The following is a 25,406-nucleotide window of genomic DNA, read 5'->3' as shown; positions in this document are numbered from 1 at the left end:
TGGTTGAAGCGCCGCAGGCTTGGTTGAAGCGCCGCCGGCTTGGTTGAAGCGCCGCCGGCTTGGTTGAAGCGCCGCCGGCTTAGTCGAAACGGCCCGGCAGCCAGCCCCGTTCGACCGATTCCCGGAAGCACCAGCCCGGGGTGGTCTCCGTCTTGTAACTCCAGAAGAACCAGCCCTTGAGCTTCTCAAAACTGAGCAACTGCGCCGCGGCGTAGGCCCGGTTGGCAACATCCTGCTGAAAACGGTCCATATGCTCCAGGGCGTGGTTGTAGGGGCCTTCGGCCCAGAGGGAAACCACCTTCAAATCCAGGCCCAGGCTCCATTCGCCGCAGATCGCGGGCAGGCCCAGGGCCGCATTGATGGAATCCGCCTCGTCCCGCCACTCGCCAATGGTCTTGTGCAGATGCTGGTAAATGTCGCTGTCGATGTCGCGCCGGTCGAAACACTGGTAACGGTGATAGTCGAACACCACGTTCTGCCACAGCGGCGGCGGCATGAAGCCCAGGAATTCCCGGTAAGAACGGAAGCCATCGTGGAACACCACCGCCACCCGCTCCGGCGGGCAGTGGCGGCGGATGCGCTCGTAAGCGGCCAGATAAAAGGACTTCAGGTAATCGGTGGGCACATCCCAGCGGGGCTCGTTGAGCACTTCGATACCATACAGGGCCGGGTGGGCCCGGTAACGCCCGGCCAGGCGCTCCAGCACGGCAAGGGTATGTTCCAGGTATCCGGCCTGGGTGTGCCACTCGCACACATCCTTGATGCCGCCATTGTCAAAACCATTCTGGCAGCCCGGGGCGGCATGCAGATCCAGCAACACCCCAAGACCGAATTCTTCAGCCCAGCCCATGGCCCGGTCCAGCACCTCGATGCCGCCGGTCACGAAGGGATGGCGCTGCGCCCCGTACTTGGGGTGGTAGGGGTAATCAGGCCCGAAAATCCAGTGCCCCACGGGAAGGCGCACCGCATTCAGCCCGCGTTCGGCAATCCAGGCAAAATCTTCGCGGGTGATGAAACTATTCCAGTGACGCCGCAACCGCTCCGCTGCGGCGCTGCCCAGTTCGGCACACCAGGTGGTTTCGTCGGTGGCCTCCAGGCCCTCGAAGATACTGGGCACCATCCACTTTTCCAGCAGCAGCCAGCTCCCGAGATTGACGCCGCGCCACTTGCGGCCGCTGATGGGTTCATTCATGGGGTCATTCATGGCGCCTCCCTCCGGGGTGGAAGACCTCCCTGGGGAGGCCCTGCGGCGGCCAGCCCGCTCGCCCTGCCATTTTGCGCCAGAGCCGGCCGGACTGCCATGGGGCCGGACTACCATGGGGCCGGACTACCATGGGGCCGGACTACCCGGACTACCTGAACTACCTGGACTACCACAAAGGGGCCGGGCCCTGCGCCCCAGGCAATCCAGCAGCCCGGCCAGAATGATCCAGAAAGCATTGGAATCAAAAAGATCGAGCCCTGCCGGCCTCATGAAAAAGACATGGCCCGGCATCTGATAAGATGCTCGGGCTATGGAATTGATACCAATAAATTTTGGCGGAGAGGGTGGGATTCGAACCCACGTGCCAGATTTCTCTGACCATCCGATTTCGAGTCGGCGCCGTTATGGCCACTTCGGTACCTCTCCGGAAGGACGGAGATGATAGCACGAATCAAACACCATTTCTGGGCACTTCTGGCCGTCGGGCTGCTCTTGCAGTTCCTGACCACCGGCGAGCGCCCCCTGCCCTTTCCCACCCCGGGTCAGGAATTGGTGGTCCTGACCCACCCCGGGCCGCTGACTTATGAAGCAGGCGGCGAAGGAGACCCTCCGGGCGGGCTGGAACATGACCTGATTCAGCTATTTGCCGAAGAACTGGGGGTGACCGTACGTTTCAAGGTCGTCCCGCGCCACGAAATCCGCAAACGCCTGGCCCACCACGAAGCGCACCTGGCGGCGGGATGGCTGACCCCGGCACCGGATACCGAATTCAAGTTCAGCAAACCCTACCTGAGCAGCCGTGATGTGCTGGTGCGCCACGAAGCCGGCCTGCCGGTGAGTTCCCTGGAAATGCTTGAAGGGCGCACGGTCACGGCGAGCCGGGGAAGCCGCCAGTACCGCGCTCTGGTGGCCCTGCAGCAGCAGATTCCCAGCCTGCAGATACGCGAATTCCCCTCCGAAACCCCCTTTGACCTCCTCGAAGCGGTCGCCAGGCAGGAAGAGGACCTGGCCCTGGTCGATGGCGCCATCCTGAACATGGGAATGAATTATTACCCGATGCTGCAGGCAGGCCTGGAAATCGGCAAGCCGCAGCCGATTGCCTGGCTTTTTCCGGCCGACGGCAATCCCGAGGTCTTCAACCGGGCGCAGCGCTTCATCGAAAAAATCGCGTCCAGTTCCACCTTGTCCCAACTCCGGGATCGTTATCTCGGTCATCTCGAACGCCTGCGGCAGATCGATGTCGCCACCTTCATCAATCGCATTGCCACCGTGCTGCCCAAGTATCGCGCCCTGTTCGAGCAGGCCCAGCTGATAACGGATATCGATTGGCGCCTGCTGGCCGCCATTGCCTATCAGGAATCAAACTGGGACCCGCTCAACACCAGCCCCACCGGGGTGCGCGGCATGATGATGCTGACCGAGGAGACGGCCGACCATCTGGGGGTGAGCAATCGCCTGGACCCGGAAGAAAGCATTCTCGGTGGCGCCCGCTACGTGGCCATGCTCCGGAACAGCCTGCCGCCCAGCACGCCTGAACCCGACCGCACCTGGCAGACCCTGGCGGCCTACAACATCGGCCCCGGTCATTTCAATGCCGCCCGCGCGATGGCCAGACAGTTGGGAGCGAACCCGGATTCCTGGTATGAAATGAAGAAGGTGCTGCCCCTGCTGGCCCGGCCCCAGTATTACCAGCGCCTCAAATCGGGCCCGGCCCGGGGCGGTGAAGCCGTGGTGATGGCGGAAAACGTGCGCATGTTCTATGACATCCTGCAGCGCTACCAGCCGCCCTATCGTCCCCTCGAAAATTTTCAGGCCGGCATCAAAGGTGACAGGGCGCACGCGGGCAGACAAAAGGCCGGTTCGGGCGGAACCGGCCTCAAGCGGCGGCAGCCCTGAATCAGGCTTTGGCGCCGATTTTGGCGCCGATGGACCCGGCGCCGCCCATGTAGGGCCGCAGCACCGCCGGGATGGTGATGCTGCCATCGGCGTTCTGGTAATTTTCGACGATGGCCACCAGGGTGCGGCCCACGGCCAGGGCGGAACCGTTCAGGGTATGCACCAGTTCCGGCTTGTTCTTTTCATTGCGGAAGCGGGCCTGCAGGCGGCGGGCCTGAAAAGCTTCGAAGTTGGAGCAGGACGAAATTTCCCGATAGGTGTTCTGGGCGGGCAGCCAGACTTCCAGGTCATAGGTCTTGGCGGCAGAAAAGCCCAGGTCGCCGGTGCACAGGGTCATGCGGCGATAAGGCAGCTCCAGCTTTTCCAGGATCGCCTCCGCATGCCGGGTCAACTCCTCGTGAGCTTCCCAGGATTTTTCCGGGTGGACGATCTGCACCAGTTCCACCTTGTCGAACTGGTGCTGGCGGATCATGCCCCGGGTGTCCCGCCCGGCGGAACCGGCCTCGGAGCGGAAACAGGGGGTGTGGCAGACCAGCTTCAGGGGCAGGGTCCCGGCGGCGAGGATTTCATCCCGGACGATGTTGGTGACCGGCACCTCGGCGGTGGGAATCAGGTACAGGGGCTGGGCATCCTCACCCCGCGGCACCTTGAACAGGTCTTCCTCGAACTTGGGCAACTGGCCCGTGCCGAACAGGCTGTCGGCATTGACCAGGTAGGGGGTGTAGACCTCGGTATAGCCGTGCTCGGCGGTATGGGTATCCAGCATGAACTGGGCCAGAGCCCGGTGCAGACGGGAGAACGGCCCCTTCATCACCGCGAAGCGGGCCCCGGCGATCTTGGCGGCGGTGGCGAAATCCAGCAGGCCCAGGGCTTCGCCCAGGTCCACATGGTCCTGCACGGGAAAATCGAAGGCCCGGGGCGTGCCCCAGCGCTTTTGCTCCACATTGCCGCTTTCATCGGAGCCCACGGGCACGGATTCATGAGGCAGGTTGGGCAGGGCCGCCAGGATGGCATTGAACTGGCCCAGCAACTCGCCGAGCCGGGCCTCGGCGGCTTCCAGCTCCGACTTCAGTTCTGCTACCTGGGCCAGGACGGCGGAAGCGTCCTCCCCCTTGCCCTTCAGCATGCCGATCTGCCTGGAGAGGGTGTTGCGCTGGTTCTGCAGTTCCTGGGTGCGGGTCTGCAAGGTCTTGCGCTCGGCTTCGAGGGCGGTGAATCCGGAAAAATCGATGGGCTTGCCACGGCTGGCCAGGCGTTGAGCCACGCTGTCGAGCTGACTGCGGAGAAGTTGGATATCGAGCATGAGAGTCTTTTATCGGAGGCTGAAGTCGGGCCGGGAGGCGCCAGAATGGCGGATTATACGCGAGGCCGGCCCCTGCGCTTTCCCTCGCGGGCCCCTGGGATTATCCTTACGGGCTTTCCCGCACCCCCTTCCCGATTGCCGATGTCCTGCCGCCTGCCCGAACGGATCGCCGCCACCTGCTTGCTCGCCAGCCTCGCCCTGCCCGCCCTTGCCCAGCATCCGGAGGCCCTGAACTGGTGCGACGCCCTGGCCCAGCGCCTGAGAAGCGTGGAGGCGGAATCCTGCCGCAAGCTGGGAATGGAGCCCGGCAAGCTGCGTTCGGTCCAGGGCCGGCCCCTGATGATCCGCGACGTGCCCGCGGCCCCGGTCAAGCTCTCCGCCCTCAAGACCGAGAGCAGCAAGCCGGTGCCGCAGCGGCCAGCCCGCATCTTCATCATCGGCGGCATCCACGGGGATGAACTGACCTCGGTTTCCATCGTCTTCCGCTGGATGGACTGGCTGGGGGAAGCCGAGGCCCGCCACTACCACTGGCGCATCGCCCCCCTCTCCAATCCGGACGGGCTCCTGGCCCGGCCCTCGCGGCGCACCAACGGCAACGGGGTGGACCTGAACCGCAACTTTCCCACCCCGGACTGGTTCGCCAAGGCCCTGCCCTACTGGGCCCAGCGCACCGGCAAGGACCCGCGCCGCTTCCCGGGTGAAAAACCGATGTCGGAACCGGAAACCCGCTGGCTGCACGAGGAAATCGAGCGCTTCAAGCCGGACGTGATCGTATCCATCCACGCCCCCTACGGCATTCTCGACTATGATGGTCCCGCTCAGGAACCTCGCCGCTTCGGCCGCCTCAACCTGAACCGCCTGGGGGTCTACCCGGGTTCGCTGGGCAATTTCGGCGGGGTGCACAAGAACATTCCCGTCATCACCATCGAACTACCCAATGCCGCCGCCATGCCCAGCCCGCGCGACCAGCGCCTGATCTGGGACGACATGCTGGCCTGGATCAGGAAACATATCGTGCCCCATACCCTGTCATGAACCGCCTGCGCCAGCTTGGCTTTGCCACCCTGATGGGGCTTGCTCTACCGGCCAGCGCCGGGGAGGCCCGCTGGCTGATCGCCACCGCCAGCGAATCCGTCCAGGCCGGTGCGCTTCTGACGGTCGAAGCCATCCGCCCCGACAACGGCCCCTGGCCCGCCACCCTGAAACTGCGGCTGGCAGATGCACAAGGCCGGGAAGAAACTCTGGTGCTGCAGGCCGGGACAACCGCAGAGGCGGATTCCTTCCGCCGCGAGTACCAGGCCACGCTGCCCCCGCGCAGCCGGGGGTTGATCCGGGCAGAACTGGCGGAACGCCCCTCCAACCGCCTGGCCCTGCTGGCAGCCGCGCCCCGGGAGGCCGCCCAAGCGGCGCAGGCCGACCCCATCGACCGGATGCGCCAGCCCGACAGCGCCAGCCTCGACCCCATCCCGGAAAACGAACCCGCCCTGTCGGCCCACGAGCCCATGTATTTCGTCCTGGGTGCCCGGGATGGCGCCGATGCCCGCTTCCAGCTCAGCTTCAAGTACCGCATCTTTGACCGGGAATCCCTGCCCGTCCGGCTGCTGCCCCTGCTGGGCGGCCTGCATATCGGCTATACCCAGACCTCGCTCTGGGACCTGCACGGCGACTCGAAGCCCTTCCGTGACACCAGCTACCGCCCCAGCCTGTTCTGGCAGGGCAGCCTCGATACCCACCACCCCTTGCTGCCCAGTTACTGGCGGGGGGGCTACGAGCACGAATCCAACGGCAAGGACGGCAACGCCTCCCGCAGCATCGACACCCTGTTTGCGCAGCCGGTCTGGCGCCAGGACTACGCCAATGGCAGCAGCCTGATCTTCTCCCCCAAGTTCTACGGCTATCTGGACAAGGACGAAAACCCGGACATCGCCCGCTACCGGGGCTATGCCGACTGGACGATCCGCTACGGCCACGAGCAAGGCTGGATACTGGGCGCCCGCCTGCGCCAGGGCACGGGCGGCTACGCCAGCGCCCAGCTCGATCTTTCCTTCCCCCTGCGCGCGCCCCTGTTCAGCCGCGCCGGCGGCTTCCTGCACTTCCAGCTGTTTGGCGGCTACGGCGAAAGCCTGCTCGACTACAACGTCCGCCAGGACCCGACCCTGCGGATCGGGTTTTCCATCGTCCGCTGAATCACTTGCCCTTGCGGGTGGCGGCATCCAGCGCCCGCAAGTGGGCGAGCTTGTCGGCGATCTTCGCTTCCAGCCCGCGCGGCACGGGCTGGTACCAGCCGGGTTCGGCCATGCCCTCGGGCAGATAGTTTTCCCCGGCCGCATAGGCTTCCGGCTCGTCGTGGGCATAGCGGTAGTGCTTGCCGTAGCCCAGCTCCTTCATGAGCTGGGTGGGCGCATTGCGCAGGTGCTCCGGCACCGGCCGGGACTTGTCCTTGCCGACGAAGGCACGGGCGGCGTTCCAGGCCTGGTAGCCGGCATTCGACTTGGGTGCCACGGCGAGGTAGAGCACCGCCTCGGCCAGGGCCAGCTCCCCTTCCGGCGAGCCCAGCCGCTCATAGGTATCCGCCGCATCGAGCGCCACCCGGGCGGCGCGCGGGTCGGCCAGGCCGATGTCCTCCCAGGCCATGCGCACCAGCCGCCGGGCCAGGTAGCGGGGATCGGCGCCCCCGTCCAGCATGCGGGCCAACCAGTACAGCGCCGCATCCGGGCTGGAGCCCCGCACCGACTTGTGCAGCGCGGAAATCTGATCGTAGAAGGCATCGCCCCCTTTATCGAAGCGGCGCAGGTTCTGCGCCAGGGCCGAGGCCACGAATTCCCCGTCGATCGCGCTGACATGGCTCGCGTGCGCGGCGATGCGTAGCTGCTCCAGGAGGTTGAGGAGCTTTCTCGCATCCCCGTCGGCAACGCCGATCAGGCGCTCCCTCGCCTCCTGGCTGAAACTCAGGTCGGCCAGGGCCTTCTCCCGGGCCCGGTCAAAGAGCAGGCCCAGCTCCGTTTCCGTCAAGGGTTTGAGCACATACACCGCGGCCCGCGACAAAAGCGCCGAATTCACCTCGAAGGAAGGGTTCTCGGTGGTCGCGCCGATGAAGGTGATGGTGCCCGCCTCCACATAGGGCAAAAAGGCATCCTGCTGCGACTTGTTGAAGCGGTGCACCTCATCGACAAAGAGGATGGTGCGCCGCCCCAGCCGCTGGCTGGCCTCGGCCTGGGCCATGGCCTCGCGGATTTCCTTGACCCCGGAAAACACCGCCGACAAGGCGATGAACTGGCAATCGAAGCCATGCGCCATGAGCCGGGCCAGGGTGGTCTTGCCCACCCCGGGCGGGCCCCAGAAGATCATCGAATGGGGCTGGCCCGCCTCGAAGGCCATGCGCAGGGGCTTGCCTGGCCCGAGCAGGTGCTGCTGCCCCACCACCTCATCGAGACTCCCCGGGCGCAGCTGCTCCGCCAGGGGCTGAAAAGCCAGGGCAGCCGGCTGGGCGCTGGAAAAGAGGTCGGTCGTCATGAAGCAAGGCACCGGAAAAAACAGGAAGGGCATCTTCAGAGAAATGCGTGCTTTTGGCAACCCGCCCTTAAAATGCCGGCTTTCCGCTTTGCTCCGCGCCCATGCCTACCGCCACCGCACCCGCTGCCACCGCACCCGCCGCCACCGCACCCGCCGCCACCGCCGCCCTCCCCGAGATCCGTCCGGGCCAGTCCATCGAACTACTGAAGGAACTGCACATCCTCACCCGGGACGGCAAGCTGAATCAGGACAGCCGCCGTAAGCTCAAGCAGGTCTACCACCTCTACCACTTCATCGAACCCCTGCTCGATGCACTGGCGGCAGACGGCCGCGACTACCACGTGGCCGACCACGGCGCGGGCAAATCCTACCTCGGCTTCATCCTCTACGACCTGTTCCTCAAGGAGCGGCCACAGGGCCACATCCACGGCATCGAAAGCCGCCCGGAACTGGTGGAAAAATCCCGGCAACTGGCCGCAAAGCTCGGCTTTGCCCGCATGGACTTTCTCGATCTCACGGTGGAAGAAGCGATCACCTCGCCCGAACTGCCGGCCACGGTCGAGCTGGTCACGGCGCTGCACGCCTGCGATACCGCCACTGACGACGCCATCCGCTTTGCGCTGGCCAAAAACGCCCAGGCCATCGTGCTGGTGCCCTGCTGCCAGGCCGAAGTCGCCGCCATCCTGCGGCAACACAAGAACGAGTCCTTAGGCCAGACCCCCCTCTCCGAACTCTGGCGCCACCCCCTGCACACCCGGGAATTCGGCAGCCACGTCACCAACGTGCTGCGCTGCCTGCTGCTCCAGTCGAAGGGCTACCAGGTCACCGTCACCGAGCTGGTGGGCTGGGAACATTCGCTGAAGAACGAACTCATCATCGCCCGGAAAACCGGCGGCCCCAAACGCGACGCCCGCGACCGGGCCGAGGCGATCCTGAAGGAACTGAACCTGGAAGACCTGCGGGGGCGGTTTACTGACTGACGGAGGCGACGCAGCCCAGCGCCAAGCTCGACGCGACCAGATCGCCCGCGTGGCGGAGCGCTCCAGCTTCCAGGCAATTTCAATCGTGGAAGTTGGGGGTTACGAAATTTCAATGTATCCAATCAGCTCCGCCGAATAGCTGCCATCCCCATTCGCGGCGCCCTTGTGCTTCAGTTCCCGCTGCAGGGTCGGCTCAACGAGCTGTGCGAAAAGATCCAGCCGTTGCTCTGGCGCCAACCTCGGTGAGGCTGCAGGGGCCTGCAGGTATTGCTCCGCCAGCCGCTCGACCGCCGGAACCCGTGTGCCGTCCTGCTTGACGGCAATGGGCTGAACGACGACACGGCGTTCGCCGTTGCCTGCGGACGCATCGACCATCCAGAGAGAAAGCAGAACTGGCGCGTCCACACCCCCTGAAACCGCAATGCCGATTTCCTCGGGTGGAATGCTGCGCCAGCGTCCTAGCTCTTCTTGTATCAGCGGATGATCCAGGCCCAGCAGTTCCACGTTATCGCTGCTCGTCGCCGTATCGCGGCTCAAGGTAAATCGTGTCCGACGTGCGCCATCAACCGTCACAAGGTCGTAGGTCTCGCCGTCGATCTTGACCAAGCGCTGCTGGCGATCCGCCACGGCTGCCGACAGGAAACGCACCAGCCGATCCAGGCTGGACGACACATCGGAAAAGGGCTTGTAGTCGTCCAGACTGAAGCCTTCGAGGTCCTGGAACAGATCGAACACGACCTGCCGCGCTTCACGTGAATTCGAGAGCGCCGCTTCCAGCTCCACCTGTGTGCGTTTCAATTCAGGGTCGGACAACGCTTCCTGGTACAGGCGGTCGTAATTGAGCCGCTCGGAGAGCTGGCCAAGAATCTGCGCACGCAGGTCTTCGGCGACGTTGCCTTGCTCATCGACTTTGCCGACCGTCCGGGCGATTTCCGTCAGCTTCTCGTCGAGCATCAGGAAAATCCGCCCTTCGATGGTGTCGGACAAGACGAGGTTGTAGACCTGCGCCGTGTGGTTCTGTCCATAGCGGTGGATGCGCCCGATGCGTTGTTCCACGTCCATCGGATTCCACGGCAAATCGAAATTGAACAGGATGCGCGCGAATTGCAGGTTCAAACCTTCGCGGCCAGCCGATGTACACACCAGAACACGCGGCCCGTCTTTCAGGCGGAATTTCCGCTCGGCTGCCAGCTTGGCACCGTGGTCACCGCCGCGCAGCACCACCACACCCTGGCCGGGATAGGCCTGCTCAATCTCGCGGGCAATCAGATCAACCGTGCCGAGGTAGGTGGCGAAGATCACGACCTTCTCGCTGGCATTCTGCCGCCACAGCGTGCCCAGGCCATCCAGCAGCTTCTGCGCCTTGGTCTCGCGCGGCTGCGGGAAGACCTTGAGCAGATCGCCAATGCGCAGCCGTTCTTCGGGCAGATGAAGCTCAACGACAGCCGATGCGGCTTCTTCAGCGTGAGCAGCTCCGTATTCGCTGCCATAAGGGTCGGAGGCCAGCTCCAGCGCTTCCTCGTCCAGCTTCTTGACCAGGCGGTACTTGAGGTCGGCCAGCACACGATCTACTTCGCTGCACCCGATGCTGTCGCGTGCAAGGTTGAACTCTTCGTGGATCAGCTCGCGGGCTTCATCGGTCAGCCGCTCGCGCCCCTCGATGTCCAGGTCTTTGTCCCGCAGCAATGCCTCGTGTAGCGTCAGCATCAGCAGACGGCGCTTCATCGTTCGCCGCACAGCCGCAAAACTGGATGCCGCAATCTTCTGGAAGATCGCCATCAAGAAGCCGAGGGCTCGTCCCTGTCCGCCTTGGCGACGCGCCAGATCGAAGCCGTCCTCCAGATACTCGCGCAGCTTCTCGTAGAACAGCCGCTCGTCCTGATTCATCAGGAAGGACTCGGTATGCACCCAGCGTCGCGCAAACAGCGGCGAGCCATCCGGCTGGCAGGCATCGGCCTTGGTGCGGCGAAACATCACCGTGTTCAGGCGGTGCCGGTGTTCCAGCATTTCCTCGGGGCTGCCGAACAGCGTCGGGTTCAAGAGTTGCGCCAGCATCCAGAACTGGAAGTGATTGCCCTGGTGTGGCGTGGCCGAGAGCAGCATCAGGTCGCGAGAGTGGTCTTTCAACGCCTCGGCCAGTTTGTAGTTTTCGGTCTTCCTGACCTTGCCGCCAGTGCGGTAAGCGGTCAGGTGGTGCGCTTCGTCGAACACCACCAGATCCCAACGCGGCGCATCGAGCAGGCGCTTGATGCGCGCCGGGCGCTTGAGCGTGTCGATGCTCGCGATCAGTCGGTCGTGCTTGGCGAAGGCGTTGGTCTTGCGGTCAGTGATGTCGCCCTCGGAGCCGAACACCTCGAAGTCGAGGTTGAACACTTCGTTCAGCTCGCGGTGCCAGTTGTTCACCAGCCCGGCGGGCACCACCATCAGCGCGCGGTTCAGCTCGCCCCGGCTGGCCAGCTCGCGCAAAATCAGCGCGGTTTCAATGGTCTTGCCCAGGCCTACCTCGTCGGCAATCAGATAGCGCCGGGGCGATGCGGTGGCAATGCGGTGCGTCAGCACCACCTGATGTGGCAGCAGGTCGATCCTGGCCGAGGTCAGCGCCGACGCGCTTTCCATGACGGGCAGCGCGTGCGCCTCGTAGGACAACCACGCTTTGCGTGCGCGTTCAGCCCCTCCATCCACGGCACGCAGGATGCGCTCGGTGCGCGAGAGCTGGCGGCGCACTGCGCCAACCGGCACACGGCGCTCGCCCACGCCGAAGAAGGCGCGCAAGTAGCCATCGCGCGCAGGGTCAAGAACGACACCTTGGCCGAATTCGTGGTGGGTGATCCGTTCGCCGGGTTGAAACTGAGCCTCTGCTTCCACGCGCCGACCTCATGTAATTCGCAAGTGGAAGAGGCCCGCCGCTTTTGCGCCCTCACGCAGCAGAATTTCCTGCGGGTACTCGTTGGCCTCGCCCCAGAGCAGGCGGCCAAAGTCGAGCTGGCTGCCTCGGTGTGGCGCTTCGCACAACCACGACACCGCATCGGTGGATGCCTGCACCCTGAGACGGCTATCTCCCTGTGGCAACCAGAAGATCAGCGCCGCCTCGCCCGCATAGGCGTCCTGGAACGAGAGGATGGCGCGTTTGATGGTGTCCCCCAGCCAGATTTCGGCCTGCTCGGGAGCCAGCAGATCAAGGCTGCCTTCCAGCCCGGCCACCACCAACGTCTGGTTATCGTTGCTGGGCAGGTCTTCTGGCCATCCATTCCCCTGTCCATTGCCATTGGGGGCGGCGGCCTGCAAAAACTGGCGCAAACTCCACACCTCGCCAGCCGCGCACACGGTATTGCGTGCTTCCTCATCCCACAGCCAGCTGGTGCCGCGCCGTTGCCACACCGTATCGAGCGTTTGTCTCATTGCGTGGCACCTCTGGAAATTCCTGCTCGCGCAGCAATTTCAAGAACAAGATGGCTGAAATCGTCGTGGCACTGTTGCACGTTGGCCTGGTGCGCACCAATGGCACCGTCCGAAGCGCGGAGGGCAAACATCGGTTTGCGGGCCTCCATTGCCATGGGCATCAGGCTGCGGTAATGCTTGATGCGTTGAATCTGGTGCGGGTCGGGCGTGGGTATGGTTTGTCCGGCGGCCTCGCCCAGCACACTTTCCCGATAGGCGCTCGGTAGCCGCGCTTGCCATTTTGCGTAGGCTTTGGTTGGTCGCCCGAGCCGCTCGGCATGTTGCATCAGCACATAGCCCACCGGGTTCATGTTGCCATGGGGCATCTCGCCAAGTGTGCGAGGTGCCTGGGGAAGCGCTGCAGCCCATGTGCTGCGCCACTTGCGCAAGGTTGGCCCGAGGTTCTTCAGCCCCTGCAGCGAAAACAGATCAGGGGCAACCGGAACCACGACATGGCTGGCTGCCACCAGCGCCGCGCGGTTGATCGCGCCTAGATTGGGGCCAACATCGATTAGCACGACATCCGCCTGATGACGCGAGGCAGCCGCCTTCATGACACGCCAGAACGCCGTGGTGACGCGAAAGGCGCGCTCCCGTCCTTCCAGACAACGCGGCCATTCGGTGGATAGGTCGTCCTCGATACGCGACAGCGCCAAATCCCCCACGATCAAGCCCAAGTCATCCGATAAAGGCTCGATATGCGCATGCCGGATGTCCCCGGTGCCGCCAAATAGCGGTTCGACTGCACCGAATAAGGTGTCGGGGTGCGCAGCGTCGGGCCACAGCGCCTCCAGCCGTTCTTCGTCCAGCGCCATGATCGACAAGTTCGATTGCGGGTCGAGGTCCACTGCCAACACACGATAGCCCGACTCGGCAAACATCCAGGCCGTGTGATAGACCAGCGAGGTTTTGCCCACGCCGCCCTTGTTATTGAAAAAAGCAATGTGCGCCGTCATAACGACTCTCCCTGAATGATCGCGGCGACCACGCCGGGCTGCACTTCAAAGCAGAGCCGCTGGCCCAGCGCCTTGCGTGCAATGGCAATACCAGCCCCGAATCGTTGCACATAGCCCAGCGCACGGAGCGCCTCGGCCAGGTTGGGGTTGCGATAGTCGGTGATGCCCGGCTGGCCAAAGTTCTCAGGAGTCACACTACCAAACGGCCCACCGGGATTGTGAATTTCGATACGATCATCGAACCAGTACACTCGAATCGGGGTGTTCGTTGCCTCATAGCTGCGGTGCATATAGGCATTCCGCACCAATTGGCGCAAGGCATCCAGTGGATAAGTCTCACGGCGCTCCTCAGTCGCAACATCGCGAAAACGCACACCGCGCAGATTATGCGCAGCCAGCTTTTCTTCCAGCCGCCGGATCTGATCGGCCACGGTGCCATGAATGGGCTCGTCATCCACCACCGGTGCGGTCAGATCATCACCGGCCAGCCGCAGAAATTGCGTATAGGCGCCAGGCAGCCAATCAGAGGGGGATTTGCCAATCACCAGCAGGCCCAGCGTGGTTGGCGTCGGGTCATCTTCGCCCAGCACCATCTTGGTGGCAGCAAGCTTTTGCTCGTAGCTGCGCTCGTTGGCATCCAACACATCGCGTGCCACGAGTGCGGGCAGGTACTCTTGCTCGAAACGCAGCCGGTCAAGCTCCGTCAGGTCTGCATCACGCACCGGCTGCACGTCGAACGGGCGATCATGGTGGCGCCGACGCTCGTTGAGAATGCGCTCGTCCTGTGCCGTGGCCAGCCCCCTGCGCGGCCCCCAGCGCACATGAACACGCCCTTGGTAACGTACGGGAGGCGTATCGCAAGGCAAGACAGTAACTACCGCTACCTCGCCACCCTGCAACAAGCGCTTTTCCACAAATAAGGACGGTGGCGGCACGATATTGCCATCGCTCTTGATACTGGCAAGACTCAGCAACAATTCATCGCTGACGACAAAACCGGGCACGATGGTTCCGTTGTCGTGCACACCGATCAGAACCACACCAGGCACACCATGCCCTGCCAAGTCATTGGCAAATGCACAGACAGCCTCTCGTACTTTTTTGGGAGCATCTCCCTGAAAAGACTGTTTGCGCTCCACACCATCTGACTCCAGGTCCGTCATCATGGCTTGCAGCTGTACATCGCTGTAATAACTCATCACGCATACTCCCCATCGTCATCAAACAGCGAACCCTGCTGCGGCCTGGGTGCCTGGCTGGCTTGCCAGGTAGTGAAGATCGACACCGCGCGCGAGGCAGCAAAGCGGGTGGTCTGATCCGGGCCGTTGTGCTGCAGCCATTCCAGCAGGGCTTTCAGCGCCACGTGCGGTTTGAAGTTGTCGTTCTTCAGCGTGTCCGAGGCATTGATGCCGCTGCCATCGACACAAGCACCGATCAGCACCAGTGCCTGATCCAAGTCGGATGTCAGGCGGCGACGGTGTTTACCCGACCAGTCGCGGGCGAAATCGAGCGGCTGGGTGCGTGTGAACACCTTCTTCACCTCACTGCACCAACCACGCTGCACAAAGTCATCCGGCGTGGTGATGGTGCCGCGCAGGAACTTCTGCAACTGGTCGCGCTTGATCTCGGTGGCCGCACCGAAGGTGCGCAGAAACTGGCGCGTCATCGGCTCGGCATTCACCGGTGGCGGTTCTTTGCCCTTGTCGGCGTCTTCATCGATGAGCTGGTTGATGCCGACCAGCGCATCCCTGACCGAGATGGTGCGCCCCTCGTCGACATAGACCTTGCCGTAGTGACGGGAGAAATATTCCAGCGCCTTGCCGCGCCGGATCACCTGGAGGTCGGCGGCGGGCAGACCTTCCTTGGCGTGGTTCTCCAGCATGGCCTGCAGCTGGCGCACGTCGGCCATCACCTCGCGGCGCATCCGGCCCCAGCTCACCGGCGTGGGTTCTTCCGTGCGCTTGCGGCAGACGTGGATGATGTCGTACTCGATTTTCTGAGAGCCGAACTGACCTTCGCCCTTGGTTTCATCGGAGCGGATCGGATACGTTGCTTCGAGGTAGTACCCGGCATCGAACAAAGACTCCAGCACCGCCACCCACGGTTCGTCCTCGCTGTGGTGGAAGGTGAAGGCCAGGATGCCACCGGGCTTGAGGATGCGGTGCGCCTCGCGCCAGCACTGGGTGAGCAGGCGCTGGTAGAAACCGTCTGGATCTTCCGGCTCGCGAAATTTGTTGGCCACCGCCTCCATTGATTTTGGCGAGTGCTCCGTTGCATAAACTGACGGGTATTTGCCCTTGAGAAGCAGGCGCAGCCAGACGTAGAAAAAATCCGCCAACTCAGCGTACTGCATCAATTCACCGAACGGTGGATCGGTAATCACCAGATCGAGGCTGCCGTCAGCAAGTTGAATGAGTTCCGTAGCAGATCCGCAAAACACTTCTGCGCCGTTCACGGGGTCGCCCGGGAACACCTTTTCACTCTTCCCGCTGATGCCTTCAGCAAGCGCTAGATCCTTGCGTTTCAGTCCTTCAGCACTGACGGCTTCCCACGGATGCAGTGCCCAGTCTCGGCCTTCAATGATGCCCTCAATACACGAGGCCCAATTGCCGCGGCCAAGGGTAGCGAAAACACAATTCTCGACAGGGAGTGCTTTGGGGCGGTAGTTGTTGTTGCTCAAGTGAGGTACGAGCTTATCGTAGCCACTATCCCAAAAACAGAACATATTCTGATTGCGCAAATACTGCTGATAGGCACCGAGTACATACTCGCGCACCTGCCAATCGTAACCTCCAAGGGTGGCAATGGCCTTGAGCAGTTGCGCATGTACCAGTAACTGACGTGGGTTAAACATCGTCCAGTAATGGGTATGCCCATGCTCCGGGATACCCCAGCCATGCGTCTTCCAGCCTTCCGAAAGCAAGCTGCGCGGCCAGTAATCCTTGAGATCAGTTTCCTTGCGCGCCTCCCATTCCGCGAGAGCCTCATCGTACTGACGTGCGAACGCCAAATCGTAAGCGGCGAAGAAACGCCCACTGTATGGTTTCCCCGCTTCGTCTCGCTTCGGCGCGTAGCCCTGCACCGCGTAGGCCGCCATCGGCCCGGTCTTGCCGGTGGCCTTGATGGTGGTCAACACATCCTGCACCGTGCCGCAGGCCGCGCAGGCGTAGTGCGATTTTTTCGGCACCGTGCCCCTTGAAGGCGCGAACGTGACACCCGTTTCCGGGCAGGTCACTTCCTCCGGCAACGTGCCGCGCACTTCCAGCAGGCGAATCTTCGCGGCGCGCGCCGCATCCCAGCGCGTGGTCGCCGCCGCATCGTCCTGCGCCGAGCCGCCATAGGGCTGGCCTTGCCCATCCTGCTTTGCCTCGCCCGCCAGCCACTGCGGATGCACCAGCAGGCTCAGTTCCACCTTCTTGTTCTTGCCCTTGCCAAGCTTGGTCTGGCCGCTCGCGCCATCGAGCACCAGACCATCCTTCACCCGGATCGTGGCGTGCGTGGCCTCGCCGCAGTTCGGGCAGGTCACCTTGTTGCCATCGAACACGATGAACGGCGTTTCGCCGGGCGCGACAAACAGCGGCGAATCGGGCGCCATGCGCGCGGCGTGCTCTTCGATGTGGTATCCGGTATCACAGCGGCGGCAGGTGTGTTCCCAGTGTTTCACCGTCAGCGTCTTCACCGCCATCACCGGGCTGCTCATGATCGGCGTGCGGTGGCCGCAGCCCGTCACCTGACACGGGCCGTGCTTGGCCCAGAAGGTGTAGATGATCTCCGGGCCTTCGTAGCGGTAATCCTTGCGCTCGTCGCGCGGAATGGTCAGCGGGTCAAAGTCCGCTGGCATCACCTTTTGGGTCGGCAGGTGCGTCCACGTGCCTTTTTCACCTTCCGGGCCGTCGCAGTAGTAGTACGGCATGATCTGCGGCTTGACCTCGGCCTCGATGTCGGCGAGCAGGCGCTTCACCTCGTCCAGATCGACGTTGGCCAGTTCCTGCTTGACCACGAACCACGCCACCGGATTCAGGTCGTTGCCGATCATCTGCATGCCGAGGCGGGAGCCTTCCACCAGCGTGGTGCCGCCGCCCATGAAGATGTCGGCCACTTTCAAATGCTTGAACGCGCCCTTCGATTGGTGGTTGGCGTAGTAGTTGTCCCACACCACCCTGGCCGCGTGCGACTTGTCTTCCGGGGCCTTGGTGGCCGCCGCGATCAACATCGAACGAAACACACTGGAACGCCGCCGCGCCCACCACTTCGACATCTGGTAGATCGGCTTGCCCGCGTTGCCTTCAATGATTGCCACCTGATTGACGGGCAGGATCGGGAAGTCAACCTCGAGACAAGTCTTGGCGCGGTTCGGGTCGTTGAAGTCAACGGTTTCCAGCGCAACCGCCTTGCCTGCGCCGACGGCCCTGGCGACTTCCTGAGCGAGCAGTTCTTTTTTGGTGGCCATTAAGGTGTTCCCTCAACTGCACCGACCGCCACTTGCGGCTTGAGCCTAGTGCGCAGTTGTTCATAAATTGGAATTTGGATGCCTTCGGCCACTTCCAAGGTGACAGCAAGGCCGTAGGGAATGGCGACATCGAGACTGGCCTTTGCATCCTTTTTGCAAGCGACCTGCAATAAAATGCTGTCGCCGTCCTGATATGCCGCGATTTGTTTGGAACCTTCAACCACCTCATGCTGCACCGTTCCGCGCAACACTTGATTGTGGTCTGCGTCTTGGCGAGCAATTCTGAGAGGCAAATCGCTCCAGCCACCGACCGGGGAAAGCTCCAGTTTTGCTTCGCGGAAGTTCCGGTGATCTGGATTGACAGGGCTGAACCATGCCAATGTCACCACCATTCGACGCCACACCTGACTGCCGGAAAGGACGGGAGGCAGTGGAAGCCGATACTCGTGAATTTCATTCTCACGAATTTCGCCACACCCAAGCACCGTAGCACGCTGTTCAGTACACGCCAGCACTCGTTCAATTTCAACCGAGCCATAGCCGAGATATCGGGCCATCACTTCTTTGATCTTGCGTGAGTTTTCGGGTGTTTTCAGTGCAGCAGTGATTGCTTTGCAAGCGTCATCATCCTGCTTCGCACCATGTACCAACAGCGCTTTAATGAGTACGGAAATCAGTCCTTGCGGAATGTTCTCTCCGTGCTCTACGCGCAGAGAGTCCAGCACTTCATAAATGCGTGCAGCGCTGCGTGTGGCAAGAGCGGTGGCGTTACTGGTGCCGCGAGTATGAGCAATTTGCGACAACGTACCGGCCTGATTGCTAGCCCAAGCGACTTTCTGTCCTGGCGCACCGAGCGAGCCATCCAAGCGATACAAGGTTTGGCTATCCAATATGGGCGTTCGATACAGTTGTCGGCCGCCGGGAAAAAGAATCTCCGGTTTGATAGAACGACGAAATCCGTGACCAAGCCGTGCAACAGGGCTGAATAGAGATGCACCAGGCAACAAGTCTGTTCGCTGTCCTAAGTGATAATTTCCGCTGTTATCAGAGTGCGTTGCGCCCACCGAGATGGCATTGATGGACTCTGCAGGAGACAGGATGCGTCGCCCAGACAACTGAGCCTGAATGCACTTCAGCACGTGCTCGATTTTTCGTGGATCGGTCAAAGCCCGATAGTCGGGGCCAGTCAGCGCAATGTCGATGGCATCGGAATAGTTCCCAGCGCTGACACAGAAAAGTACACGGTACTTCCACGACAGCCAATCTAGTAGTCTTGCCCAAGGGCTGGGTGTGTGAATGAAGGGGCGTGCGGGGTCGCCGATGGAGAGATTGATGATGCAAACGCTGGGAGCCTGTGCGGGTACCACACCTTCACCTTCAAACATCCGCCTGACCGCGCGCGCGATGCGATCCTCAAAGAAAACCTCGTCGGGAACGTGTTCGCTCCGTTTCCCTGGGTCACCTGAATGACGATCAGGCTGCATGATGGGCAGTACATACACCAGACGCGGCAAGGGATCGGATTGTCCGCTCGCCATGTCTCCATGCACCACCAAAGACGCCATTGCCGTTCCGTGCTTTCTTTCACCCGGTTGGTACTTGGCAGAAAGATTGTCCGGGTCGTCCAGCAACAAGCGCCCCTTCAGTGCCTGATGCTGCACATTGGGAACACCATCGAGAATGGCCGCAACGGGCGGCAGATCAACCTCTCCCTCGGTAATTTCAGTATCGACCCCATCGCCATCTTCTGACACAGCAAGGCTTTGCCCGGTAGGGCGGAAATACATGACGCCGTGAAACTTGAAAAGTTGGATGTCGGTGTCGTGCGCCTCGGAATTCAGATCGTTCAAAAGCTGCCGAATGCTTTTTGCAGGCAATTCAGCCTTGACCGCATGAAAGGCGATTTCCGGAATGTCAATGAAGCCGCTCAATATGTGGCCACCAGCCGCTTCCAACAATGCGGAAACATTGCGCTCGCCTTGCCTGCGCCTGTCTTCTGATTTGCGATAGAACAGCTCGATATGACAATGGATTGATTGCCCCGGATTGATGGGGTCAAGCAAATCCCGCCAGCGATCTAGCATGCCTGTATCGCGCAGCGCCTCTTCAATTCCCCAGCGGCGAATCTGCAACGTCTGGTTGAAAACATCGCGCCACTTGGTCTTTCCAGTCGGAAGCATCTGGTTGTCTTTCCATTTCTGCCATAGCGACAGGAGCTCGCGCATCCCGGCTTCGTTGCCAAGCGACAGGAACAACCTACCTGAAAGCGATTTGTTCTTTGCGGCATTTATGGCTTGGGCAATTTCAGATTTGAAATCAGCCAAGTGAGCAGGCAGATCAAATTCTGGTATCACATCAGAAAGTATTTTCCCATCGGCATCAATAAAGCCGACGGCAAACAATATGTCTCTAATTTCCCTGGATTGCTTTCGATTGCTTAATCCGTTGACTTTTTTCTTGAAAAAATCCACGCCGATCCTGGGATTTTCGTAGAAGTCTTCATCAGGCTCAATATCATCAATATCCCATTCACCCAGCCATTCCAACCCAATGGCTTCGACAGCCTGCCGAAAATCGTTGACGCTGCCTGCTATCTCAATCACTAGAACGATTTCGGGCTCCAACCCTGCTACAGAACTGCTGACACTGGCTTTGTAGCAGTCGAACTCCTGCTGAAGTGCTGTCAGCTGTGCGCCCAAGCGAGCCACCTGTTCTCCGTGACTGGGAACATGAGGCTGACCGATTATGACGGGCTGCCCTTTGGGTGGTGGAATGTTTTTCGCCTGCGGGAATACCAGAAGGGGAAGATGGGTTGCCATTAGCGATTTCCCCCTTCCTTGGCTGTTGACGCACCCTCATTTGAAACTGGCTTCAAACGGCTTTTCCATTGCTCCAGCTTGAGTTTAGTCACTTGCTGGGCGTTTTCCGCTTTCATGTCGAGCACGGCACGGCGAACCACGCCAAGGCAGAACTCTTCGGTTTCCGCGAAGTTCAATCCAAGCAGGTGTTTGGCCAGAGTTGCAGGCTCGTAACCAAAATTCACATTGCATCGTTGACCAATCGATGCGATGTATTGGGTCAGCTGCTCGCAGGTCGGGGTTGGTAGCTCGATGCGCAATTGGAAGCGTCGCCAGACGGCTCTGTCCAGAAGCTCAGGATGATTGCTGGCAGCGACCACCACCACGTAATCTGGCATTTCGTCCAGCTGCAACAGTAATGTACTGACGACGCGTTTTATCTCCCCGGTTTCATGGGTATCGCCGCGCTCTTTTCCGAGCGTTTCAAACTCATCAAAGAACAAAACGCAACGCTGCGTCCTCGCATAATCCAGCACACTCTTTAGGCGGCTGGATGTTTCGCCAAGATAACTTCCCACCAAGGTTTCATACCGAATGACGATGAGCGGGTACATCAGCTCGAACGCCAGCGCCTCAGCCAAGGTTGTTTTGCCATTTCCCGGCGGGCCAGCGAGCAGAATCCGGTTTCTCGCCCGCAGATTGTGGGCATGCAGCAACTCTGCACGATGCTGCTCTTCGACAAGTTCTTGTACCTGACTCCTGATTTCCTCGTGCAGCACCAGGCTGCTCAGATTGCGCTCCGGTATGATTTCGTAGAACAAATCTTTATTTACACCGCCACTGTTTGTTCTTGCGGCAGGAGGCCGCACAGATTGAACGACGCTAGTTTGCAAAGCTTTTATCAGCCGCTCCGCCAGCAATCGATGTCCTTTTTGCTTTTCTTCCTGAATCAGACCTTCAGCTGCTTTCCGGAACGCAAGCTGATCTCCGCTGGTCGCGGTTTTAAGCAGGTCTACCAATAAATCAGCTTGTGCCATTAGCTATTGCTCCGAAAAGTATGCATGCATCCATTCATTTGCTTATCTCAACAAACGGCGACAACACCTCCAGCAGCGAGAGGCCGCCGTGCGTCAGCGTTGGATAGCCGCCTTGGCTGCGCCACTTTCTGCGGCCTAACGCCAACAGATAAGCGCCGTGCGGGCTGTTGATCTGCAATGCCACCGGTGGGACGAACGGCCCCGCGTCGCCCATCCCCGCCTTGCTACGGCCACTGGAAAATGTCTGCTTGAGGTGGGCGGCAACCTCGCCATCGGCGTCGGGGAAGTAGCCGGTGGCGGCGTAGCCGTGATCGGAGGTGATGACCAAGCGCCGCCCAGTGGCGAGGCGCTCGACAAAAGCCCAGAAATCGTCGCTGGACAGCTGCTGCGCGGCATCCTTGGTCAGCAGTTCGAGACCCTGGCCTGCGCCGTAATCATGCAGCCTGGCGTCGGGCCAGTGGTGCCAGAACACCCAGTTCTTCGCGCCCGGACTACTGGCCACCAGTCCTTCGCAGTCCTTCCACGGCAGATCGATGGTTTCGGTCTGCGCCGGTTGCAGCTTGTGCGCCAGACCGCCGCCGTTGGCCTGCAACTGGCCGCGGCTGGCCCAGCCCAGTGCACGGGCGAATTCGTTGGTTTCGCCGGGCAATTCGGAGGCGGTGGCGGTAGCGCCCTGCAGGGTGAAACCGCGCTCTTTGGCCCCCTGTAGCAACCAGGGCAGTTCGCGCAGGCTCAGGGCATCCAGCACCAGCACGGCGCGGGCAGCGCTGTTGCCAAACCGAGGCTCGGCCCACCACCGCGCAAGACGGTCCGAGGTGCGCTCCACCCCGCTGATCTCGGGCTGGCCGAAGCATCGCCACAGATCCCAGGCACTGGATGCCAGGAATAGATCGAGCTCGCCGATCTCGCGGTCGCGCTTGACGACCTCGCCCGGGGCGTTGCCCTCGGCCAAGGGTCGTGAGGCGATGTCGAGTGTGCGCTCGATGATGAAGCGCCACGCATCAGCCGCGCTGCCTTGAGTCAGGCGCTGCAAAATTGCTGCATCGAGCGCCATCAGTTGTCCTCCTTCTCAAGGCTCAGTTCGAAAGTCATGCCATCGGGCAGCTTCTTGAGCAGTTCCTTGAGCTGCGCGCCCGTGATTTGCGTGCTTTGGCCAGCAGACACCTTGATCGAAACTTCTGCCACGGGCGTGGCCGGGCCAATGCCCCAGCCTTCGAGCTTGCCGATCAGGTTGAGCGGCGAGGTTGGCGGGTTAGAGAGCGGGATACGCGGTTTGGTAGTGCTGCCAGTGCCACCGAAAATTCCACCCGGCGCTGGAGCTGGCGTGGGTGAAGTGCCGGGTTGCGGTTTTTGTACCCCGGGAGCAGTGCCACCGCCCAAGATGTCGCCGCCCAATCCACCCGTTATGCCGACAGGGGGCTGCGGCGCGGGTGGCGTGGTGCCGCCGGTCGCGGGCACGGCCGAGGGCTCCATGAGGAAAACTTCATCGAGCTGACGCCCGGTGTAGGAGAGTTTGGGCCGCAAGCGCCGCCACGCAGATTCCTCGTCTTCGCCTGCGTGGGTTTGCAGATGCTCCAGATTGCGCAGGTTGATGGCGATCTTGCCGCGTGCGCACAGGCGCAGGATGCGCTCCTTCATGGCGGTTTCACCCAGCCAGGGGATGCAGTCCTGGCCTGCCGGACGTGGCTCCTGCAGTTCGCGCAGCAGCTTGCCAAGGGACGCATTCTCCGAGGCCGCCTCGAGCACGAGGTCTTCGAAGTCTTCAGGCACGAAGAGATCGTTGGTCAGCGTTTCCTCGATACCTTCGGGGATTTGTGCGCCTTGCTTTTTCAGGTGCTCGACACTGAACAGGGATTGCTGCGGGTTCTGGTGGTCGTAGCGGTGCAGGACAGCGAAACGGTCAAAGCGCTTCTTCAGGTTGTCACGCAGGGTGCCTTCGAATTCTTTGTGGAGTTTTTTATATTCCGCCGGGTTTGTGGCCTTGTGGCCGCTCCATTCCTGCGCCTTCATTTCAGCGCGCGCGAGGATGAGCAGGTCGCGATCCAGGAAGGCATGGGTGGAACCAGATCTGGGCAGCAAGAAGCGAATGGTGTTGCGGCGCTTTTGCAGGTGATCCTTGAGCCAGCGGCCGAGCGTCTGATCGATTTTTTCCGGCTCTTCCGGCAGCACCAGGATGGGCAGACGGTCGTCCCAGCGCTCGGGTCGTTCGGCTTCGTCGAGTGATGTCCACGGGTCTGTTTGCCAGGATTTCGGCAGCGCGATCACACGGAAGTTTTTTGCGACCTCGTCGCTGCCGCCGATCACGTAGCGAACCTGTTTGGCCAGCTGCGCCTGATCGGAGCCATCTGCGAACAGCTTGTCGTTGCGGGCGCAGGCCATCAGCTTGGCGCGAGGGTTCTCTTCTTCCTTGAAGACCAGCCGGGAGCCGTCCTGGTGGATATTGAAGCTGTTCTCGACAATGGTCGCCAGCTCGACCTGGAACGCGTTGTCGTCGATGGCCTTGGTGCGCGTGATGTCGACCTGTAGCGTTGCTGGTTCGGCACCGGCCAAGTTGCCGACAGCAATGGATCGCAGCCACAACGCGCCCACGATCTCCTGGAGGTGCGGGGCAGGATTGGCGTGGTCGGACACTGCCTCGGTGACCGAAATGATGTTCTGCTGGGCCTTCGCGCGCAGCGTGCGGTGGTGCTCGTTGGAGACGGAGTCGAGCAGCGCGCCAATGCCCGATGCATCGTCATCAAGACGGAAGTCCGCAGCCGTGAGCACCGGTGCCGCCTCACCACGACTTTTGTAGAGGTTGGCCAGGATACGAATCATGTCGCGCGTTTCCTGCGCGTCGGTCGCAATCAGCACCTGTTCTTCAAGCAGGCGCAGCAGATGCGGGGCAAACGGCCAGGACACCAGGAATTCCCTGCGCTTGCGCTCATGCTCGGCGGCAGGTACCTCCATCAAGCGCAGGCTCTCGGTGACGTGAGGTTCAATGAGCGAAGCGATCTGAAGCTTGGTGATCTGCAGGCGGTTGGTGAACAAGCGATGCAGCAGCATCCGGCGCCGATCCTGCTGTACTCGCTCGGGATTGCCGCCCGCCATGAAGTCGATGGCGACCGGATTGACGCGATGCACTTGCTGGTAGGCGTCGCTGCCGCCATTGCGAACCGAGATGACCAGCACCAGCAATTCCGGATGCTCCTTGGCGATCTCGGACAGGATCTGGATGAAATTGAACGCCCAGTTCTTCCACGGATACTGCTTGGTGTTGGTCAGGCCGTCGTACCAGGTCTGGAATTCGTCCAGCAGCAGCATCGTCGGCGTGTGCTGCAGCAGCTCGAGAATCAGTTTGTCGGACGGGATGTCGGTCTTGGCCGCGCCCATGCCCTCCCACTTGCCCTTGATGTAGGTGCCGTGGGGATGGCGCTCGAACAGCAAGTCCCATAGAAACTTGTAGCGCTGCCGGTGCAGGCTCTCACCGATCACCGTCATTCCGCTGCGCAGCCCGATCTTGCCGATCTGCGGATCACCCAAGGTGGTGGCCCACGAATTCAGCCACGCACCCGTTGAGGTCGCATCGTTGACGGCGTGGTAGAGCGCGGCCATCAAGTGCGACTTACCGAGGCCCCGCTCGCCAATCACGACCACCGGGCGCCCCTGGTTCGGGCCGACAGCCTCGATCCCCTTCAGCAGGTCGTGGGTCGGATACGTGATCTCGAGAAATTCCTTCGCGGCGATCTGAGTCGCGCCGGTGTTCGTGTCGTTGGAGAGCTCAATGGCTGTGCCTTTGAGGCGCTTGCCCCGGAATTCTTCCCGCAGAGTCAGTCCCAGCATGACTTACGC

Annotated in this window: 16 protein-coding genes and 1 tRNA gene; 4 read left to right on the top strand and 13 right to left on the bottom strand. The window is 61.6% G+C overall.

Annotation, left to right across the window (positions count from 1 at the left end):
* Positions 1 to 79 precede the first annotated feature (79 nt).
* Complete coding sequence (locus WBH99_RS06950; RefSeq protein WP_424219384.1) at positions 80 to 1,192, bottom strand: glycoside hydrolase family 5 protein; 1,113 nt, start codon at positions 1,190 to 1,192, stop codon at positions 80 to 82.
* Positions 1,193 to 1,537: 345 nt separating this feature from the next.
* A tRNA-Ser gene (locus WBH99_RS06945) sits at positions 1,538 to 1,630 on the bottom strand.
* A gap of 12 nt (positions 1,631 to 1,642) precedes the next feature.
* Between WBH99_RS06945 and mltF the strand changes: the two genes are divergently transcribed.
* Positions 1,643 to 3,100, top strand: a complete 1,458-nt coding sequence (gene mltF, locus WBH99_RS06940; RefSeq protein ID WP_424219383.1) for a membrane-bound lytic murein transglycosylase MltF — start codon at positions 1,643 to 1,645, stop codon at positions 3,098 to 3,100.
* A 1-nt stretch (position 3,101) separates the two neighbouring features.
* On the opposite strand, the gene serS is transcribed toward mltF, so the two are convergent.
* The gene (gene serS, locus WBH99_RS06935) at positions 3,102 to 4,403 is read right to left on the bottom strand and encodes a serine--tRNA ligase (RefSeq protein ID WP_424219381.1); all 1,302 of its coding nucleotides are present in this window, start codon (positions 4,401 to 4,403) and stop codon (positions 3,102 to 3,104) included.
* Positions 4,404 to 4,544: 141 nt separating this feature from the next.
* Here serS and WBH99_RS06930 point away from each other — a divergent pair, with 141 nt between their 5' ends.
* Both WBH99_RS06930 and WBH99_RS06925 read left to right on the top strand, forming a co-directional pair.
* Positions 4,545 to 5,438: a M14 family murein peptide amidase A gene (locus tag WBH99_RS06930; RefSeq protein WP_424219380.1), complete on the top strand. Its 894-nt coding sequence runs from the start codon at positions 4,545 to 4,547 to the stop codon at positions 5,436 to 5,438.
* The gene (locus tag WBH99_RS06925) at positions 5,435 to 6,589 is read left to right on the top strand and encodes a phospholipase A (protein ID WP_424219379.1); all 1,155 of its coding nucleotides are present in this window, start codon (positions 5,435 to 5,437) and stop codon (positions 6,587 to 6,589) included. The genes WBH99_RS06930 and WBH99_RS06925 overlap by 4 nt, the downstream gene beginning before the upstream one ends.
* Position 6,590: 1 nt before the next feature.
* On the opposite strand, the gene WBH99_RS06920 is transcribed toward WBH99_RS06925, so the two are convergent.
* A complete protein-coding gene (locus WBH99_RS06920) occupies positions 6,591 to 7,916 on the bottom strand; it encodes a replication-associated recombination protein A (protein ID WP_424219378.1) in 1,326 nt (441 codons plus the stop codon).
* A 101-nt stretch (positions 7,917 to 8,017) separates the two neighbouring features.
* Here WBH99_RS06920 and WBH99_RS06915 point away from each other — a divergent pair, with 101 nt between their 5' ends.
* The gene (locus tag WBH99_RS06915) at positions 8,018 to 8,896 is read left to right on the top strand and encodes a class I SAM-dependent methyltransferase (protein WP_424219377.1); all 879 of its coding nucleotides are present in this window, start codon (positions 8,018 to 8,020) and stop codon (positions 8,894 to 8,896) included.
* Between the two features lie 99 nt (positions 8,897 to 8,995).
* Here WBH99_RS06915 and WBH99_RS06910 read toward each other — a convergent pair whose 3' ends face one another.
* The 9 genes from WBH99_RS06910 to WBH99_RS06870 are packed head-to-tail and all read right to left on the bottom strand — an operon-like array spanning position 8,996 to position 25,397.
* A complete protein-coding gene (locus WBH99_RS06910; RefSeq protein WP_424219376.1) occupies positions 8,996 to 11,761 on the bottom strand; it encodes a DEAD/DEAH box helicase in 2,766 nt (921 codons plus the stop codon).
* Positions 11,762 to 11,770: 9 nt separating this feature from the next.
* Positions 11,771 to 12,295: a hypothetical protein gene (locus tag WBH99_RS06905; protein ID WP_424219375.1), complete on the bottom strand. Its 525-nt coding sequence runs from the start codon at positions 12,293 to 12,295 to the stop codon at positions 11,771 to 11,773.
* On the bottom strand, positions 12,292 to 13,290 hold the full coding sequence (locus tag WBH99_RS06900) for a ParA family protein (RefSeq protein WP_424219374.1): 999 nt from the start codon (positions 13,288 to 13,290) through the stop codon (positions 12,292 to 12,294). The genes WBH99_RS06905 and WBH99_RS06900 overlap by 4 nt, the downstream gene beginning before the upstream one ends.
* Complete coding sequence (locus tag WBH99_RS06895) at positions 13,287 to 14,489, bottom strand: ATP-binding protein (protein ID WP_424219373.1); 1,203 nt, start codon at positions 14,487 to 14,489, stop codon at positions 13,287 to 13,289. The genes WBH99_RS06900 and WBH99_RS06895 overlap by 4 nt, the downstream gene beginning before the upstream one ends.
* A complete protein-coding gene (locus WBH99_RS06890; protein WP_424219372.1) occupies positions 14,489 to 17,740 on the bottom strand; it encodes a hypothetical protein in 3,252 nt (1,083 codons plus the stop codon). Before WBH99_RS06890 ends, WBH99_RS06895 begins: the two co-directional genes overlap by 1 nt.
* The gene (locus tag WBH99_RS06885; RefSeq protein WP_424219371.1) at positions 17,740 to 20,559 is read right to left on the bottom strand and encodes a S8 family peptidase; all 2,820 of its coding nucleotides are present in this window, start codon (positions 20,557 to 20,559) and stop codon (positions 17,740 to 17,742) included. The genes WBH99_RS06890 and WBH99_RS06885 overlap by 1 nt, the downstream gene beginning before the upstream one ends.
* Positions 20,559 to 21,575: an AAA family ATPase gene (locus WBH99_RS06880; RefSeq protein WP_424219370.1), complete on the bottom strand. Its 1,017-nt coding sequence runs from the start codon at positions 21,573 to 21,575 to the stop codon at positions 20,559 to 20,561. Before WBH99_RS06880 ends, WBH99_RS06885 begins: the two co-directional genes overlap by 1 nt.
* 34 nt (positions 21,576 to 21,609) lie before the next feature.
* Positions 21,610 to 22,629: a hypothetical protein gene (locus WBH99_RS06875; RefSeq protein ID WP_424219369.1), complete on the bottom strand. Its 1,020-nt coding sequence runs from the start codon at positions 22,627 to 22,629 to the stop codon at positions 21,610 to 21,612.
* On the bottom strand, positions 22,629 to 25,397 hold the full coding sequence (locus WBH99_RS06870) for a DUF499 domain-containing protein (RefSeq protein WP_424219368.1): 2,769 nt from the start codon (positions 25,395 to 25,397) through the stop codon (positions 22,629 to 22,631). Before WBH99_RS06870 ends, WBH99_RS06875 begins: the two co-directional genes overlap by 1 nt.
* Between the last annotated feature and the right edge of the window lie 9 nt (positions 25,398 to 25,406).

This window comes from Azovibrio sp. (genome assembly GCF_049658005.1).
Lineage (GTDB): Bacteria > Pseudomonadota > Gammaproteobacteria > Burkholderiales > Rhodocyclaceae > Azovibrio.
Note: the sequence above shows the minus strand (reverse complement) of the source record. Positions and strands in the feature narration are given on the sequence as shown.